12 protein-coding genes are annotated in these 18,134 nt (G+C 66.4%); 11 read left to right on the plus strand and 1 reads right to left on the minus strand.

The features are described 5' to 3' along the window. The first annotated feature begins 90 nt into the window (after positions 1-90). The 5 genes from BLU29_RS14015 (at position 91) to BLU29_RS14035 (ending at position 6,881) form a co-directional block, all read left to right on the plus strand. Positions 91-1,368 (plus strand): vanadium-dependent haloperoxidase, encoded by a 1,278-nt coding sequence (locus BLU29_RS14015; RefSeq protein WP_091059125.1) that lies wholly within the window; start codon positions 91-93, stop codon positions 1,366-1,368. Positions 1,369-1,382: 14 nt separating this feature from the next. Beyond that, complete coding sequence (locus tag BLU29_RS14020) at positions 1,383-3,068, plus strand: S8 family serine peptidase (protein ID WP_091059128.1); 1,686 nt, start codon at positions 1,383-1,385, stop codon at positions 3,066-3,068. Between the two features lie 40 nt (positions 3,069-3,108). Then, on the plus strand, positions 3,109-4,518 hold the full coding sequence (locus tag BLU29_RS14025) for a choice-of-anchor P family protein (protein WP_091059131.1): 1,410 nt from the start codon (positions 3,109-3,111) through the stop codon (positions 4,516-4,518). A gap of 69 nt (positions 4,519-4,587) precedes the next feature. Beyond that, a complete protein-coding gene (locus tag BLU29_RS14030; RefSeq protein WP_091059133.1) occupies positions 4,588-5,355 on the plus strand; it encodes a DUF1573 domain-containing protein in 768 nt (255 codons plus the stop codon). Between the two features lie 350 nt (positions 5,356-5,705). Further along, entirely contained in the window at positions 5,706-6,881 is a 1,176-nt protein-coding gene (locus BLU29_RS14035) for an acyltransferase (protein ID WP_091059135.1), read from the plus strand. 59 nt (positions 6,882-6,940) lie between these two features. Here BLU29_RS14035 and BLU29_RS14040 read toward each other — a convergent pair whose 3' ends face one another. Beyond that, complete coding sequence (locus BLU29_RS14040) at positions 6,941-7,246, minus strand: hypothetical protein (RefSeq protein WP_091059138.1); 306 nt, start codon at positions 7,244-7,246, stop codon at positions 6,941-6,943. 168 nt (positions 7,247-7,414) lie between these two features. Between BLU29_RS14040 and BLU29_RS14045 the strand changes: the two genes are divergently transcribed. The 6 genes from BLU29_RS14045 to BLU29_RS14070 all read left to right on the plus strand — a co-directional run bounded on the left by BLU29_RS14045 (position 7,415) and on the right by BLU29_RS14070 (position 18,075). Beyond that, positions 7,415-7,804, plus strand: coding sequence for a hypothetical protein (locus tag BLU29_RS14045; RefSeq protein WP_091059140.1), 390 nt, complete (start codon positions 7,415-7,417; stop codon positions 7,802-7,804). Positions 7,805-9,192: 1,388 nt separating this feature from the next. Next, entirely contained in the window at positions 9,193-10,656 is a 1,464-nt protein-coding gene (locus tag BLU29_RS14050; protein WP_157693884.1) for a S8 family peptidase, read from the plus strand. Positions 10,657-10,900: 244 nt separating this feature from the next. Beyond that, positions 10,901-12,742, plus strand: coding sequence for a S8 family peptidase (locus tag BLU29_RS14055; RefSeq protein ID WP_091059145.1), 1,842 nt, complete (start codon positions 10,901-10,903; stop codon positions 12,740-12,742). Positions 12,743-13,060: 318 nt separating this feature from the next. Beyond that, complete coding sequence (locus tag BLU29_RS14060; RefSeq protein ID WP_091059148.1) at positions 13,061-14,113, plus strand: choice-of-anchor P family protein; 1,053 nt, start codon at positions 13,061-13,063, stop codon at positions 14,111-14,113. A 581-nt stretch (positions 14,114-14,694) separates the two neighbouring features. Next, complete coding sequence (locus BLU29_RS14065; RefSeq protein WP_091059150.1) at positions 14,695-17,280, plus strand: S8 family serine peptidase; 2,586 nt, start codon at positions 14,695-14,697, stop codon at positions 17,278-17,280. A 174-nt stretch (positions 17,281-17,454) separates the two neighbouring features. Next, a complete protein-coding gene (locus tag BLU29_RS14070; RefSeq protein ID WP_091059152.1) occupies positions 17,455-18,075 on the plus strand; it encodes a response regulator in 621 nt (206 codons plus the stop codon). Positions 18,076-18,134: the final 59 nt, after the last annotated feature.

The raw sequence follows: 18,134 nt of genomic DNA on the forward strand, positions 1-18,134 counted from the left end.
CCGGGCCCGGAGGAAAGCTGTTTCCCTGCGGGCCCGGCTTCAGGTGCGCCCGGACCACTCTTGTCCTGCAACCCATCACCCCTTGCGATCATGAATCCCCTGACTTTTCCGCTCCGGCTGGCGCTGACCGCCCTGGCCTTGGCTGCCGCCCTGGCCGCGCGCGCCGACCTTGTCACCGATTGGAACGCGCGGGCGCTCGGCGCCATCCGGGCCGGCCGCACGCCGCCGCCGATGGCCGCGCGCAACCTGGCCATCCTCCACGTGGCGATCTTCGACGCCTGCAACGGCATCGGCCAGAACTGCGAACCGTATTATGTGACGACGAAGCCCGCCGGCGTCGCCTCGAAGGAGGCGGCCATCACCACCGCGGCGCGGCGCGTCCTCGTCAATCTCTTCCCCGCGCAACAGGCGGCCTTCGAGGCGGCCGCGGCGGCGGAGCTGTCCGCGCTCGCCGACGGCCCGGCGAAGAACACCGGCACCGCCTGGGGCGAGACGGTGGCCGCTGCCATTCTGCAATGGCGGGCCAACGACGGCGCGAATCTGACCGTGGCCGGTCCGCCGATCACGGGTGCCCCGGGCAGCTGGGTGCCGACGCCGCCGGCGTTCGCCCCGGCGCTGCTGCCCAACTGGCCGCAGGTCCTGCCCTTCGCGATGACGGGCCCGGCGCAGTTCCGTCCGATGCCGCCGCCGGCGCTCGCCACGGCGCAGTGGGTCGCGGATTTCAACCGCACCAAGGACTACGGCCGCAGCGACAGCACCATCCGCACTGCCGACCAGACGGCCATCGCGCGCTTCTGGGCCGACGGCGGCGGCACCGCCACGCCGCCCGGCCACTGGAACATCATCGCCCGGGACGTCGCCCTCCAGCACGGCAACACGCTCGATGAAAACGCCCGGCTGTTCGCCCTGCTGAACATCGCGGAGGCCGACGCCGGCATCGTCGCTTGGGATTGCAAATACGCCTACGATTCCTGGCGCCCCATCACGGCGATCTGGAATGCGGACCAGGACGGCAACCCGGATACGATGCCGGATGCAAGCTGGACGCCGCTGCTGGTCACCCCGCCGTTCCCGGAATACATTTCGGGCCACAGCACGTTCAGCGGCGCGGCCGCGGCCGTGCTGGCGGCTTTCTATGGCTCCGACGACATCGCCTTCACCACCGCGGCCGAGGATCCCCCGGGGCAGACCCGGTCGTTCGCCTCGTTCTCGCAGGCGGCGATGGAGGCCGGCATGAGCCGCATCTACGGCGGCATCCATTTCATGTCGGCCAACCTGAGCGGCCTCGCCTGCGGTGCCGCGACCGGGGGCTATGTCATGGACAACTTCCTCCGGCCCCGGCCGGGCGAATCGCACCGCGGGCATTGAAGCTTCACCCGGCCATGAATACGCCCCGCTTGCTTTTTCTGCGTCACGCCGGCCACGCCCGCCAGTTCGCGGCGCATCTCGGCGCCGGCCTCATCGCCCTCGTGCTCGTGCTCGGCGCCGCGCCGGCCCGAGGGCAGGGCGGCGGCAACCCGGCCGCGGCCGCCTCCTACTGCGGCGACCGGCTGCTGGTGAAGCCGGCGGTCGGGGCGGATCTCGCGCTCCTGCACGGACGGCTTGGGGCCGCGAAGCTGCGCGAGTTTCCGGAGATCGGCGGACTGCAGGTCGTGCAATTGCCGGCCCGCGCCGACGTCCCGGAGCTGGTTGCCGCCTACCAACGGAGCGGGCTGGTGGAATACGCCGAGCCCGACTTCATCGTCCACGCCCTCCTCACGCCGAACGATTTCCGCTACTGGGACGGCTCGCTCTGGAATCTGCACAACACCGGCATCTACGGCGGCACGCCGGGGGCCGACATCCATGCGCCGCAAGGCTGGGATGTGCAGCACACCGCGCCGAACATCATCGTCGCCGATGTCGACACCGGCGTGCGCCTGACGCATGAGGACATTGCGCCCAACCTCTGGACCAACCCCGCGCCGACCATCGGCGATGTCCACGGCATCAACGCCATTACCGGCACCGGCGATCCCAGCGACGATTACGGCCACGGCACGCATGTCGCCGGCATCTTCGGGGCGGTGGGCAACAACGCCGTCGGCGTCGTCGGCGTGGCCTGGCAGGTGCAGATCATGGCGTGCAAGTTCATCGACGCCACGGGCAACGGTTCGATTTCCGACGCCATCACGTGCCTCGATTACGCGCGCGCCCACGGGGCGAAGATCGTCAACGCCAGCTGGGGCGGCTACGGGTTCGCCTCGGCGGCCCTGTTTGACGCGATCGACAGCCTGCGCCACGCCGGAATCCTCCTGGTCGCGGCGTGCGGCAACGACAACAACGACAACGACACCAACCCGCTCTATCCCGCCAGCTACGCGCTCGACAACATCATCGCCGTGGCCGCCACGGACCGCACCGACAACCGGGCGTGGTTCTCCAACTACGGCGCGCGCACGGTGCAGCTCGGCGCACCCGGCTCGCCGGTCTTCTCCTGCTGGAACGGCTCCGATTCAGACTACCGCTACGACGACGGCACCTCGATGGCCGCGCCGCACGTGAGCGGCGCGTGCGCCCTCGTCTGGGCGCATTTCCCGGCCGAGACGTATCTCTCGATCCGCAACCGCGTGCTCGCCAACACCGATCCGCTGCCGTCGCTCGCGGGCAGGACCGTGAGCGGCGGCCGGCTCGATCTCTACCAGGCGCTGACGCATGCGCCGCCGGCCGTCAACCTGCCCACGGTCACCGTGACCGCTCCCGTGGCCGCCGCGTCGGAAAGCGGGCCGACGCCCGGGGTCTTCCGGATCTCGCGCTCTGGTGGCACGGCGAACCCGCTCACGGTTTATTACATGCTCACCGGCACCGCGCAGAACGGCGTCGATTACCGGACACTCCCCGGCGCGGTCACGATTCCGAAAGGCTACGGTTCGGCGACCGTGACGGTGATGCCGGTCGACGCCCAGCCCAACGACGGCGCAAAGACCGTCATCCTCACCCTCGCCGCCAACGCCGCCTACACCGTCGGCCGGGCCGACCGCGCCACCGTGACCATCGCGGACAACACCACCGCGCCGTCCCTGCCGTGAATTTTCGTTCCGCAGTCCAAACCACAAAAACAGAAATACCATGAATCCGTCAAAATCCCGGCTCGCCCGCCTCACCCCATGGTGTGCGCTGGCCAGCCTGCTCGTCGGGGTCGCCGTCCTCGGCACCCGTGCGGTGGCCCAGACCACCGCCACCTCGTTCAGCGGTCAGGCGATCGCGGTCAACCTCAACGACATTCACCAGCCCGTGCCCGGGCCCATCGTCGTCGCCGACACCGGCCCGCTGCCCGGCTCGGGCGGCTCGCTCTCGACCTCCGTCGGCGCGCAGAACTTCTACAACGGCGACCTCACGTTGCAGAGCGCGAGCGCGTCCACCTCCGGCTCGGGCAACACCGCGACTTCCACGTCGTCGGTGCAGAGCCTGTCCATGATGTTCATGGACGCGAATGGTGGCACCGATACGCTCTCCTTCGGTTCCATCAGCGCGAACGCTTCCGCCACGTGCGGGGCATCCGGCGCGACGACGAGCGGCGGTTCGCAGGTCAGCGGGCTCGTCCTCAACGGCCAGGCCGTCGCGGTCACGGGCGAGGTGAACCAGACGATCGCGTTCAGCGGCTTCACCCTGGTGCTCAACGAGCAGATCACCTCGGCCGGTTCCCTCACCGTCAACGCCATCCACATCATGGTGCCCGGCTGCATGGACGGCGTGATCTCCACCGCGCACGCCGACATCGCCTGCAGCAGCTGCCCGGTGTGTGTCGATCCCGCGCTCGGTCTCGGTTCCGCGGCCGGCTGCACGGTGTTGGAGCTGACCAACGCGCAGGTCTCCGTGACCGGCCCCGCCGGCGGCATCTTCGGCGACATGTGCATCGGCCCCAACGGCACGCTCTCGATGTCCGGCGACGAATTCGTGACCGGCACCATCCGGCTCAGCCCCGGCGCCAAGTTCAGCAACAGCAGCCACGGCACGGTGCACGTCCAGTATAACGCCGACCTGAGCGCCGAGATCCACGACGCCTACGCCGCCGCGGCCAACGCCTCCGCGCAGCCGTGCACGCAGACCTTCGCGAAGCTCGACGGCCAGAACGTGACGACCATCACCGGCAACGCCGGCCTCAACGTGATCTGCGTCCAGGACGTCGTCATCGCCGGCAGGCAGATCCACGTCACCGGCCCGGCGGGGGCGAAGTTCATCTTCAACGTCTCCGGGAAATTCGTGCTCACCGGCGGCGGCGCGGGCCCGCAGATCCGTGCGAGCGGCGGCGTGCAGCCGAAGGACATCCTCTACAACATCATGGGCACCGGCCCGGATGTCGCCTTCTCCGGCGGCGGGGGCGGCGTGGACTGCTGCGCGGCCATTGTGGACGGCACCCTGCTGGCGCCCTACCGGAAGATCGCGCTGAGCCCCGGCCTGGTGAACGGCGAGGTGATCTCCGGGATGAACATCAGCATCGTCTCCGGCTCAAGCGTGACCTGCCCGTCATGCCAGTGAAACCTGCGGCCTGAACCCAGGGCGCGCGGCGGACCACGCCGCGCGCCTTCTTTCCCGCCGGAATTCCCGATGCACCGCGCCATCAGCCTGCTTTTGTTCGCGACCTTCGGGGCGGCTTGGCTCCCCGCGGCGGATACTTTGCCGCCCGACACCGTGCTCGCCTTCGATGCGGCGACGAAGGAGGTCACCGTCCCGGCCGGCGAGCCGGCGGCGCATTTCGCGTTTGCCGTCGCCAACATCTCCGACGCCGCGGTCACGATCAACGCCGCGAGCGCCTCGTGCGGCTGCACGGTCGCGCGCCTGCCCGCGCAGCCGTGGGTGCTCGCGCCCGGCGCCCGCGGGGAAATCGCGGTGACGATGAACGTGACCGGCAAGAGCGGCGAGATCACGAAGTTCGTCTATGTCAACACGACCGCCGGGATCAAGACCCTGGCCGTGAAGACCAGGATCATCCCGGCAACCGAGAGCATGCGCGAGGCCGGCCGGCTGATCGCCGCCGCCGACCGGCAGGCGGTTTTCCGGGGCGATTGCGCCCGCTGCCATGCCGAGCCGGCGAAGGGCAGGATGGCGCGCGAGCTCTACGCCGCGGCCTGCGCGATCTGCCACGACTCCGGGCATCGCGCCGACATGGTGCCCGATCTCCACGGCCTGGCGCACGCCACCGGGGCGGAGTTCTGGCGCGAGGCGATCGCCCACGGCCGGCCCGGTTCGCTGATGCCCGCGTTCGCCGTGGCCGAGGGCGGGATACTCACCGACCGGCAGATTGATTCGCTCACCGCCTACCTGACCGCGACGATCCCCCCGGCGGCGACCGCGCCGGTGGCGGCCGCCCATTGATTGATCCCCGGCAAGGAGGTTCGGTGAGGTCTGGCCTGATATTACCAGGGAGTGTTCGCAAACCTGGCTTGTCATCCTGAACGCAGTGAAGAATCCAGGCAGCGAAGGCCATATTGCGGGCGAAATAGAGCTTCGCGCATCAGCCTGAGGCGGTAGGGCGCACCGATCCGGTGTGCCGGGGGAGAGGGGGCGGTTACGCTCGCGCTGGAGCGGCCCTCTCCGCCCGGCCTCATGCCGCGATAGCGACAGTCTATCACGCGAGGCTCGATAAGTAGGGTTCTGCCCCATTCGTTCTGATGCGGCTATCCGCTTTAATCACATGACGGACCGGCGGAGCTGTCCACCCGTTCATGCGCAAAGGCACTCAACTTCACAGGAACGGCCGGTCGATGACTTCCACGCCCCGAATCCAGATCGATTTTCGTGACTTTCAAGGCGTTCGCTATTTTAGCGGACTGGACGGGTTGCGCGGCATCGCCATTCTTTTGGTGGTCCTCTATCATGCGCCCCGGCTCAAGCTGCCGTTGATCGATATACTGCAAGAGAATGGCCGCCATGGGGTGTCGTTATTTTTTGTCCTAAGCGGATTTCTGATCTCAACCCTGCTTCTCCGTGAAGCCAGGGGCAGTGGCGGGATTTCGCTGAGAAAATTCTATGCCCGTCGGGCGGTGCGGCTGCTGCCGCTTTACTATGCGGTGCTGATCTTCCAGGCGGTTCTGATCTATCTTTTCAACCAATATAGCCCGGAGAACCAGGCGTTGTTCAAAGCCAAGCTGCCTTCCTACATCTTCTATTTCAGCAATTGGCTGCCCACCGCCACGCAGGGTCCATTCTTCCATTCATGGTCCCTCGCAGTCGAAGAGCAGTTTTACCTGGGCTTCGGTTTTTTGCTGGTGTGGCTTGGCCCGAGACAGGCCGCCGGTGTGCTTTTTGCGGCGCTGCTGGTAAAATTCATGACCTACCGGGTGGCCGGGAATGTCGATGTGGATTCCGCCATTTGGCGGGTGGTCTTCAGCTATCAGGAGCCGGTCATCTGGGGGGTGCTGCTGGGCTTTGCCTTGGACTGCGAGAGGTCCTTCAATCTGCTGGCACGGCTCACTGATGCCCGCTGGAAAGTGGCCGGTCTCATGATCCTGGCATTCACCTGGATGGCCACTCACCCCATGGAGTCGCAAACCAGTTGGGATGCCGAACTGCTCTTTGCGTTGATGGCGCTATCGGTCGGCGGGCTGGTCGTCCGAAAAAGATCGGCCGTTTTCGACTTCAAACTACTCGCGCACGTCGGTCGGGTCAGTTACGGGATCTATCTGTTTCATATCTATGTCGAAAGCCTTGTCCTGAGGCTTCCCTTTGTCACCACTGCCGCGGTCTGCCTGCTGCTCACCATTGTGCTCGTTGTTGCGCTGGCGTCTCTGAGCCACCGGTATTTCGAACAGCCACTCATCGCGGCCTGCCGGGCCAGGATTTCAGCGCAAAACACGAAGATCACAGCTGGGTCCGGCCACGCAGTTACGTCGAGTGCCTGATGCAAGGGAACAGCCGCAGCTTTTGCCGGGAAGTCATGCCACCGCCCGCGGCAGGTTGCTCATGCGCGCTTCGTCCGCTCGTAATAGGCCACCCTTGTTCTTACCCAACGCTTCAATTCGGACTGCGCCTCAAGGGGGATTCGCTCGCCGGTATGAACGGTAAACCACGTCTCCCCCTGGACCACGACGGCCACCACTTTTTGGTGGTCAACCGGTGGTTCGCGGAACGGGCCGAACAACACCGTGCCGTCCAATAGCGCCCCGTCGGGCGACCAATCGCCGGCCGCCTTTGTCCTCTTCCGAGACAGCCGGGCCGCGCCTTTGCGTTGGCTCGCCTTTCCCGCGCCGGAGGATTTGGGCTTCATGGGCAGGTCCGGGATGTCTCCCGCGAAACGAGCCGGACGAACCGACTAATTCAGAAAGCCGGGCGAAGTCAAAACCCAACGGCAATGGGCCGCTGCCAGGGTTTCGCCCGTTTTACATCTCGTTGGGTCGGATACGCATCATGATCGGATGCCGGGCCGGGTGGAGGCGTGCGCGCCCATATCATCGGGCTCGGCGACACGGATCCGTGGGCGAAGGCCGGCGTGATGATCCGCGCCACGCTCGATCCCGGCGCGCCGAATGTGTTCGCGATGCTTACCGCCGGCAACGCCGCCGGGATGCAATCGCGCCTCACGGCCGGGGGTCCGACGAACCTGATCGCAGGTCCGTGGGTGAATGCGCCGTATTGGACGCGCCTCGTGCGTAGCGGCAGCACGTTCACCGCCTACGTCTCGCCCGACGGCAGCAACTGGACACCGGTCGGAACGCAGACCGTGAACATGGACACAACCGTGTTGGCGGGCGTCGCTGTGACCTCGCACAATCTCCCGACCGCCACGCAGGCGACGATCACATCGCTGACGTTCACACCGAATTGAGCACGGGGCACTGCCCCGGCGACCGGCGGCGCGCACGGCTTTCGTGGAATACGCCACGAAAGGAGATTTGCCCGCGCAGATCGCGCCGCCGCGTTTCACTACGACGAGAACCTCGCCAATATGGGTGGCAGCCCGCGGTTCCAGCCGTCGAAGTGGGTGGAACTGGCCTCGGCGTCCGATCGTACCATTTACGCCACGCAACTCCCCTGACTGAGCGAGCCGCCAGGCCCTCACTGGTCAATCGCCCCGGTTGTCCTATGCCCGGCGCACGGGCTGCCTTCGCTCTGCCTTCGCTCTGCTTTCGCTCTCGTTCGCTCTCGTTCGCTCTCCGTTCGATCATCCTCCTGAGCGCTTCTGGGACCTGGGGTGAAGCCCCGGGGCGCATCGGGAGGTGTTGGTTCATGGTTTCCTCGCACATTGGTTCTACTCTGGTTCCACTCTGGTTCTACATTGGTTCCAACCTAGGGGGTGTAACCCTGCTTGAGACCGGGAGTGCAGCTCCCGCCTCTGCCTTCAATCGGGAGTGTTTTCAAAGCTCGGAAGGGGGGACCACTAAAAGGATTCCGCCAACGGCGGAATCTACTTTCACTGCTCCGGCTGATCGCCGCCCTCTCTGCCCGCGATTAGCGGGCCCCCGAAACCCACCGCGCAGGCGATCAGCCGGAGCGGTTTCTGTGGATTTCATCCTTGGTGAAATCTCATTATACCAATCGCCTCAAGCGACTACACTCTACACCAAGGTCGCCAAGACCGCGAAGCAGATCCTGCGAAGGGAAATATCTCTGCGTTCTTTGCGGCCTTCGTGTAAAAGCTTTGGGTGTTTGGTATTAGTGGTCCTTTTCGGAGGTTTGAAGACACATCTAGAGCTTCACTGGGCCTCACTGGGGCCTGCTTTTCCTCACGCGAAGCCGCGTAGTTCGCGAGGAAAGGCAGAATACCGCTACGCAAGAAGGGTTCTGGATTGGAAGTCTCCCCGGCAATACTTCGCGTGAGACTCTCTTCTGCTTTCAGTTCGTCCTCCCGCAGGGTGTGATACCAATTACGATTTGAGGTGAGATTTTACACCAAGATCGCAAAGAACGCAGAGCAGATTCATGCCCAAACGATTGGGTGCTTTGTGTCCTTGGCGATCTTCGGGTGAAAAATCCGATACCGATTGGTGATTGGTATGACTCCTCGCCATGACCCTTTGCCGATGTTCCCTGGCCAGAGGGGACCCTCCGGTTTGGCGGGTGGCAGGACCCGGCCGGGTGCCGGCGGCTTGCCCCGCGGGTGTTGAGCGGCCCACCCGACGCCGGGGTCTCGAGCCCCCGCCGGAGCAGGCCTTCACCCCCCGGCGGCCCGGGCGGGAAAGTGCTATAAATGGAGCCAACAAAACAACTGTCCCCATGAACTTTCCGGCCATCCTCCTCCTGCGCCGCGCGGATCCCAACACCCCGCTCGCGGCGCATCTTGCCGCGGGGCTGCTCGCCCTGCTGCTGCTGCTCGCCCCGCCGGCCCGCGGTCAGGTCAGCCTTGATCCCGGAGCCCCCGCCGCTTTCCAGCCCGACCGCATCCTCGTCAAGCCCGCGGCCGGGGCCGATCTGTCCGGCCTGCACGCCTCGCTGGGCACCACGGTGCTGCGCGAGTTTCCCGGCATCGGCGGCCTGCAGGTGGTGCAGGTGCCGGCCGGGGCCGGCGTCCCCGCCCTGATTGCCGCCTACCAACTCAGCGCGCTGGTGCAATACGCCGAGCCCGACTTCATCGTGCATGCGCTGGATACCACGCCGAACGATTTCCGGTATTGGGACGGCTCGCTCTGGGGTCTGCACAACACCGGCATCTACGGCGGCACGCCCGGCGCCGACATCAGGGCGCCCCAAGGCTGGGACGTGCAGAACTCGGCGGCCAACATCATCGTCGCGGTCACCGACACCGGTGCCTGGCTGAGTCACGAGGACCTGGCCGCCAACCTCTGGACCAATCCCGGTGAGAGCGGCAAGGACGCCCTCGGCCTCGACAAAAGCACGAATGGCATCGACGACGACCACGACGGCTACATCGACGACGTGCACGGCATCAACGCCATCCTCGGCACCGGGCTGCCGCTCGACGACTACGGCCATGGCTCGCACGTGAGCGGCACGATCGGCGGGGTGGGGAACAACTCGGTGGGGATCACGGGCGTGGCCTGGCGCGTCCAGCTGATGGAATGCAAGTTCATCGACGCGCAGGGCAACGGCAGCATTTCCAACGCCATCACCTGCCTCGACTACGCGCGCCAGAAGGGCGCGAAGATCGTCAACGCCAGCTGGGGCGGCTACAACTTCAACTCGTCCGCGCTCTACGACGCCATCAACAGCCTGCGGTCGGCCGGCATCCTGTTCGTCGCCGCCTGCGGCAACGACAACAACGACAACGACGCCCGGCCGCTTTACCCGGCGAGCTTCAATCTCGACAACATCATCGCGGTCGCCGCGACCAACCGCACCGACGCCAAGGCGTGGTTCTCCAACTACGGCGCACACACCGTGCACCTCGGCGCGCCCGGCGAGGACATCTTCTCCTGCTGGAACGGCAGCGACAGCGCCTACCAATACGACAACGGCACCTCCATGGCGGCGCCGCACGTGGCCGGGGCCTGCGCGCTCATCTGGGCGCACAATCCGGGGGCCACCTACCAGCAGGTCAGGAACAGCATCCTCAGCAGCACCGACCCGTTGCCCACCCTGGCGAGCCACACCGTGACCGGGGGCCGGCTCGATCTCTACAAGGCCCTCATGGTTTCGATTCCGTCCGGCACCACCACCGGCACGCCGTCCCCCGCGCCATCGCCGGTTCCGTCCCCCGTGCCCGTGCCGGTGCCTTTGTGAGAAATCCCCGGGGACGGGTTTCCGGCGGCTGCCGGGCGGCGGGCCCGGCAATGTTGGTGCTGCGATCGTGATCCCTTCAGCCGGCGCCCCGCCGCCGGCGGGAATGTAGGGTATCGAACCCGGGAATTTGCAGGCATTGACCCACCCGAACCGGGTGGGCGGTTCTGCTATAAACAGCGGCCCCCGGGTCGCGCGCGGTGTGCGTTCCAGGTGGCAAGCACACTCAAACCAAAGGGACAGAGCCATGAAAGTCACCCTACGCGCGATCGCCACCGGCATGGGACGGATCGCTGATGGATCCGGCATCCGCCTGGTGTTGCTGGGCCTGTTGATCATTGCCGCCGGCGGAACGGTGGCGGCCACTGATGCGACCGCCTTGCCGCCACCGGTGAAATTCCGGACCGATCGCATCCTCGTGAAGCCGAAGATGCAGACGGACCTCACCGGGCTGCACCAGTCGCTCGGCACCAAGGTGCGGCGCGCCTTCGCCAAGATCGGCGGCCTGCAGGTGGTCGACCTGCCCACGGGCGCCGATCCGGACAGCACTTTGCGCGCCCTGCGGCAGAGCGGCCTCGTCGAATATGCGGAGCCGGACTTCATCGTGCGGGCGCTGGACACGATCCCGAACGATTTCCGTTACTGGGACGGCTCGCTGTGGGGCCTGCACAACACCGGCATTTATGGGGGCACGCCGGGCTGCGACATCCACGCCCCGCAGGCCTGGGACATCCAGGATACGGCCGCCAACGTGATCGTCGCCGACGTCGACACCGGCGTGCGCCTGACGCACGAGGACCTCGCACCCAACCTCTGGACCAACCTCGCGCCGACCATCGGCGATGTCCACGGCATCAACGCCATCACCGGCACCGGCGATCCCAGCGACGATTACGGCCACGGCACGCATGTCGCCGGCATCTTCGGGGCGGTGGGCAACAACGCCGTCGGCGTCGTCGGCGTGGCCTGGCAGGTGCAGATCATGGCGTGCAAGTTCATCGACGCCACGGGCAACGGTTCGATTTCCGACGCCATCACGTGCCTCGATTACGCGCGCGCTCACGGGGCGAAGATCGTCAACGCCAGCTGGGGCGGCTACAGCTTCACCTCGTCGGCGTTGCGCGATGCCATCAACAGCCTGCGCGATGCGGACATCATCCTGGTCGCGGCCTGCGGCAACGACAACAACGACAACGATGCCAACTCGCTCTTCCCCGCCAGTTACGAGTTTGACAACATCATCGCCGTGGCCGCCACGGATCGCACCGACGCGAGGGCTTCTTTTTCCAACTTCGGCAGCACCACGGTCCACCTCGGCGCGCCGGGCTCGCCGATCTTCTCCACCTGGAACGGCTCGGACAGCGACTACCGCTACCTCGACGGCACGTCCATGGCCGCCCCGTTCGTGACGGGCGCCTGCGCCCTGATCTGGGCGCGATATCCCACCCTGACGCACCACGAGGTGATCTCCCGGATACTTTCGACCGTCGATCCTTGCCCCGGTCTGGCCGGGGTCACCGTGACGGGCGGCCGGCTGAACCTGGCCGCGGCGCTCGCCCCACAAACGCCTCCGAGTCCGCCGCTCGAGATCACCTGGGTCGATGACGCGCTACCAGATGGCGCGCAACCGGCCACCGAGGGAGGGGATGCCTGGACCTGGACCGCCAATCCCACACCGTATTCCGGTTCCCTGGTGCACCTGTCCGCCTTGGCCGCGGGACAGCACGGGCACTCCTTCACCAAAGCCACGGCCACGCTGCCGGTCTATGACGGCGACACGCTGTTTGCCTACGTTTACCTCGATCCCACCACCCCGCCGCGGGAGATCATGATCTCGTGGAACGATGGTTGCTGGGAGCACCGGGCCTTCTGGGGCGAGGATCTTATTCCCTATGGCGAGTATGGCACCAGCAGCCGGCAGAACATGGGCGCGTTGCCGGCTGCCGGGCAGTGGATCCGGCTGCAGGTGCCGGCCCATATGCTCGGGCTTGAGGGTGCGCAGCTGAAGGGCATGAGTTTCACGCTGGTGGACGGCCAGGCTGCGTGGGACGTCGCCGGCCGCCGGACGGGCCCGCCGATCGGACCTTGATCCAGCCCGGGAGACTGCGCCGACCACGTCCCGCCAGCGCCGGCTCCTTCCCCCGTGCCCGTGTGCCGCTGTCGTGGTGAGGCGGTTCGGGTGGGGCGATCCGAGCCAACAGCTTACGGGGCATGCCGGGACGAGCGCTCCGGGGCCGAGCCGAGGCTTTACGCGGGCGGAGGAGCAACCCAGGCGAGGGTAGGTCCGCCCCGGCGCGATTTCAGCATTGCACCCCATGGCATTCCCACCGGCCGGGTGCCAAGGTGCCGTCTTCGTCTCTGGCTGCAGGCCGGTCGCATGGCTTGCACCGGACAAAAGGAGAATCCCATGAAAAATCCAGAATCCAAAATCCAAGGCGCGGCCCTGAGCCTGATGCTGCGCTGTATTACCGGGCTGATGCTCGTCACGGCATCCGCCCACGCCCAAGGCATGATGACGACGGCGCAAAGCTACAGTGGTCGCGCCACCGTTGTCTCCGCCACGCTCGCCGGGCAGCCGCCGGTGGTGGTGGCCGACACCGGCCCGTTGCCCGGCTCGGGCGGCGCGTTGCAGGCGTCGTTATTGCAGGAAAGCGTGCCCGGCCTCGGCAGCGTCGAGGTCTGCCACGCGGTCACCTACGGGCTCGGTGACACGAGTTACGCCGAGGCGACGGTTGGTCGCACCAACCTCACCGCCGGCGGCACGGTCGTCACCGCCGACGCGCTCTCGGCGTGGGCGATGGCGAACTGCTGCACGGGCGCATCGATCAGCGGCGCGTCGCAGATCGCCAACCTGAACATCAACGGCCAGCCCGTGACCGTCACGGGCCAGCCCAACCAGACGATCCCGCTGCCCGTCGGTCGCATCGTCATCAACGAGCAAATCACCGCGCTCGGCGCCGACTCCGGTGGCATCACCGTCAACGCGCTGCACATCGTGATCGACGGGGTGGCCGACATCGTGGTCAGTTCGGCGCACGCCGACATCTCGTGCGGCGCCGCCACGCCACCGCCGCCGGGCTCGCCGTGCGACTTCATCACCGGTGGCGGCTGGATCACCGGCACGCCCTCGGGCGCGAAAGGCAACTTCGGCGTCGCCGGCGGCACGACCGACAGCGGCGCGTTCTGGGGTCACCTCAACTACATCGACCATGGCAGCGGCATGCACGTGAAAGACACCGCCGTGACCGGCTATCAGATCGATCCCACGGATCCCGACTGCCGGCTCATCGATTATGCGGTCACCATCGACGGCGCTCCCGGCACCGCCCGCGTGCGCGCCTGTGACAAGGGCGAGCCGGGCGTCAACGATGTCTTCGAGATCACCCTGTCCAACGGCTACCACGCCGCGGGCAATCTCGGCGGCGGCAATATCCAGCTGCACAAATGCGACGGCGGCTGAACGGCCGATGTTTTCCGGCCACCACATCCCGGGACCCTGCGTCCCGGGATTTTTATTTCCTGTGGGTGCAATCCCCCGGAGCTTGCCCCAGCTTGATGGGGATGTAGGAGCCTGCTTGCAGGCGATTTGGAACGTTCGCCAACGGACCACGCGATGAATCGCCTGCAAGCAGGCTCCTACAAATAAGAGAAGAAAGGTCGGGTATGATGCATTGGCATTGGTTTGATCAAAATCCCCGGAGCTGGCTCCCGGGATTTTTATTGGATCCATCGAGTCTCGCGTAACAGACCATCGTTGTTGCGCATGAGGCAGGGCGGAGCGGCCTGCTCCGCCGCGACGTAATCGCCCCTCCCGGGCGCACCGGGCCGGTGTGGCCTTAAGTAAGTGGTCGTTCCTACAACGCCTCGTGCCGGGCTCGGGTCCGGATGAAAAGGGGGTTGGGGCGCACACCCCGGCGATTTCGGGTCATCACCCAGTAACGCCCGTCGGCCGGGTCATTATCATCTGGCCATCGTCAATCACCGATTGGCCCGCTCAACCGCGGGCCCGTCGCAACCCGCCGAAAGCCTGATTACTCAGCCATGAAGACGCCATCCTCCGTCATCCGCCTTGTCCGCCGGCCGGCTGGCCGGCTCGCCCTCCTGTTTGCCCTGCCGCTCATGCTGGCTGCGGCGTCACTGTGGCCGCTAACGCCAAGCTTCCGGCTGATCAGCGACCCCGCTCCGAGCGGCCAGCTCACCACCGCCAGCGTTTCGGCCCCGGCGCGCAGTGACCGCATCCTGGTGAAACCTCTGCCGGGCGTCGACTTGACGGCGCTGAACCTGCAGCTCGGCGTCACCGTGCTGCGCACCTTTCCCGGCATCGGCGGCCTGCAGGTGCTGCAGATCCCGGCCGGCTCGCTGGCCGCCGCCGTGATTGCCGCCTACCAGACGAGCGGCCTGGTCGAATACGCGGAGCCCGACTACCTCGTGCACCTCCTGGTCGACCCGAACGATTTCCGCTACTGGGACGGTTCGCTCTGGGCGATGAAGAACACCGGCCAGCTCGGCGGCACGCCGGGCGCCGACATCAAGGCGCCGCAGGGCTGGGATATCCAGCATGACGCCACCAATGTCATCGTCGCGGTGGTCGACACGGGCATCCGTCTCACGCACGAGGATCTCGCCGGGAACCTGTGGACGAACCCGAGCCCAAGCTCGATCAACGACGTGCACGGCATCAACGCCATCACGGGCACCGGCGACCCGACGGATGACAATGGCCACGGCTCGCACGTGTCTGGCACCATCGGCGCCGTCGGCAACAATTCCGTCGGCGTCGTCGGCGTGGCGTGGCGCGTGCAGCTGATGGCCCTCAAGTTCATCGATGCGCAGGGCAACGGTGCGATCTCCGACGCCGTCACCTGCATCGACTACGCGCGCAGCCACCACGCCAACATCATCAACGCCAGCTGGGGCGGAACCGGCTTCCAGTCCTCGGCGCTCCACGACTCGATCGCGGCCGCCCGGGACGCCGGGATCCTCTTCGTCGCCGCGGCGGGAAACTCGCAAAGCGACAACGATGCGACTCCGCTCTATCCCGCGAGTTACAACCAGCAATTGGATAACGTCATCGTCGTCGCCTCGACCAACCGTAACGACGGTCTCTCCTCCTTTTCGGACTACGGGGCCAGGACCGTCGACCTGGGCGCGCCCGGCGAGGACATCTTCTCCTGCTGGAACGGCAGCGACAGCGCCTACCAATACGAAAACGGCACGTCCATGGCGGCGGCCCACGTCTCGGGCGTGGCCGCGGTGGTGCTGGCCCACAATCCGTCCGCGCACTACACCGCCGTCGCGCAGAGCATTTTCTCCGGCACCGACCCGCTGCCCAGCCTGCAGGGCAAGTGCGTCACCGGCGGCCGGCTCAACCTTTACCGGGCGCTCGGCGTGGTGACGCCGCCGCCCACCGTGCCGGCGGCGCCGAGCAATCTGAGTGCGACGGCCACGTCGTCGAGCGCGATCAATCTCACCTGGACGAACAACGCCACCAACGCGCAGGGCAACACGGTCGAGCGTTCGACGGACAATGCGACCTTCACGCAGATCGCTTCGCTGGCGGCGGGCACGACGAGTTACTCCGACACCGGGTTGACCGCGAGCACGACCTACTACTACCGGGTGCGGGCCTTCAACAGCGCGGGCAACTCCGCCTACTCGAACACCGCCAGCGCCGCGACGCAGTCACCGCCGCCGACCATCCCGGCCGCTCCCAGCAATCTCAGTGCGACGGCGACCTCTTCGAGCGCGATCAACCTGACGTGGACGGACAACACCAACAACGAGGACGGCTTCCGCGTCGAACGCTCGACGGACAACACGACCTTTACGCAGGTCGCGTCACTCGCGGCAAACTCCACAAGCTACTCCGATACCGGCCTGGCCGCGAGCACGACCTACTACTATCGCGTGCGGGCCTTCAATAGCGCGGGCAACTCTGGCTACTCGAACACGGCCAGTGCGACCACCCAGGCGCCGCCGCCGACCGTGCCGGCCGCGCCGAGCAACCTCAGTGCGAGCGCGACCTCATCGAGCGCGATCAATCTCACCTGGACGAACAACGCCACCAACGCGCAGGGCAACACGGTCGAGCGCTCGACGGACAATGCGACCTTCACGCAGATCGCTTCGCTGGCGGCGGGCACGACGAGCTATTCCGACACGGGGTTGACCGCCAGCACGACCTACTACTACCGGGTGCGGGCCTTCAACAGCGCGGGCAACTCCGCCTACTCGAACACGGCGAGCGCGACCACACAACCGCCGCCCGCACTGGCGACGGTGACCGTGATGGCCTCGGTGCCGCTGGCAAACGAGGCGGGCACGCCGGGACAGTTCACCATCACCCGGTCGGGCGACACCACGCTGGCGCTGACCGTGTGCTTCACGGCCGGAGGGACCGCCACGCCAGGCACCGATTATCAGTCAATGGGAACCTCGGTCGTCATCCCCGCCGGTGCCTCCTCGGTGGCCGTGCCGGTCGTGCCGATCGACAACCAGGTGGTTGAGGTCGTGCCGCTGACCGTGACGCTGACCATCAACCCCAATCCAAATTACAGCGTCGGCCTGCTCGGATCGGCCACCGTCGCGATTCTGGACAGCGACCTGGTCGCGCTGCCGCATCTCTGATCACCCTTTGCCATTTGCGCGCTGGCCCGATTTGCGGAACCAACCAGAACACTGCCTCGTCCGGTCAAGCGGGCCAGCGCGCTCCGGGGCGAGGCGCCAAGGGGCGGGTTATGGACCGTAGGTATACACCTACTGTGAGACCGGAGGAAGGTGGGATAGGCTGGGTTCCATCATATGGATCCATCCCGACACATTCTCGTGGTTGAAGACATCGTGGAGGACTTCGAGCTGATCAGCCGTGAACTCGACCAGGACGGTCAGCGGTTCACCATCCGGCGTATCGAGTCACCCGAAAGACTGGCCGTGGAGCTCGACCGGCAACCGCCTGACGTGGTGCTGTGCGACCATGGTGGCGCCCAGTGGGACAGTTTCGCCGTGCTGACGCAGGTGCGGGCGCGCAGTGCCGATCTGCCCTTTATCATCGTGACCGGCGACATGCAGCCCGCGGCGGTGAACCGGGCGCTGGCCGGCGGGGCGGACGATCTCGTGCTGAAGCACCAGTTGGGCAAACTGGGACCCGCCATCCGCCGCGCCCTGCGGCTGACCCGGGAAATCCAGCTGCGGCGCAAAGCGGAGGCCGAGCGCGACCGCCTCCGGCGGGAGCTGACCGCGCGATGGACCCGGTCGCAGGCCCCGCGGGTGGTCGTGCGCATCTGCGCCGGCTGCAAGAAAATCCCCGACGAGAGCGGCGAATGGATCCAGCTGGAAGAGTATTTCCACAAGCAGCTGGCGATCGAATTCACGCACGGGCTCTGTCCGGTGTGCGTGCAGCAATACACCGCGGACATGCGCTAGGCGGCCGGTTCTGGGGCCGGGGTGGAGGGCGGTTTCAGGTGTTCACCTACTTAACGTGG

The sequence above is a fragment of the Opitutus sp. GAS368 genome, from assembly GCF_900104925.1.
Classification (GTDB): domain Bacteria; phylum Verrucomicrobiota; class Verrucomicrobiia; order Opitutales; family Opitutaceae; genus Lacunisphaera.

Bases quoted from the DNA above. Each gene is read 5' to 3' on its own strand.
- BLU29_RS14015 (WP_091059125.1), top strand. From the start codon at position 91: ATGAATCCCCTGACTTTTCCGCTCCGGCTGGCGCTGACCGCCCTGGCC.
- BLU29_RS14020 (WP_091059128.1), top strand. From the start codon at position 1,383: ATGAATACGCCCCGCTTGCTTTTTCTGCGTCACGCCGGCCACGCCCGC.
- BLU29_RS14025 (WP_091059131.1), top strand. From the start codon at position 3,109: ATGAATCCGTCAAAATCCCGGCTCGCCCGCCTCACCCCATGGTGTGCG.
- BLU29_RS14030 (WP_091059133.1), top strand. From the start codon at position 4,588: ATGCACCGCGCCATCAGCCTGCTTTTGTTCGCGACCTTCGGGGCGGCT.
- BLU29_RS14035 (WP_091059135.1), top strand. From the start codon at position 5,706: ATGCGCAAAGGCACTCAACTTCACAGGAACGGCCGGTCGATGACTTCC.
- BLU29_RS14040 (WP_091059138.1), bottom strand. From the start codon at position 7,246: ATGAAGCCCAAATCCTCCGGCGCGGGAAAGGCGAGCCAACGCAAAGGC.
- BLU29_RS14050 (WP_157693884.1), top strand. From the start codon at position 9,193: ATGAACTTTCCGGCCATCCTCCTCCTGCGCCGCGCGGATCCCAACACC.
- BLU29_RS14055 (WP_091059145.1), top strand. From the start codon at position 10,901: ATGAAAGTCACCCTACGCGCGATCGCCACCGGCATGGGACGGATCGCT.
- BLU29_RS14060 (WP_091059148.1), top strand. From the start codon at position 13,061: ATGAAAAATCCAGAATCCAAAATCCAAGGCGCGGCCCTGAGCCTGATG.
- BLU29_RS14065 (WP_091059150.1), top strand. From the start codon at position 14,695: ATGAAGACGCCATCCTCCGTCATCCGCCTTGTCCGCCGGCCGGCTGGC.
- BLU29_RS14070 (WP_091059152.1), top strand. From the start codon at position 17,455: ATGGATCCATCCCGACACATTCTCGTGGTTGAAGACATCGTGGAGGAC.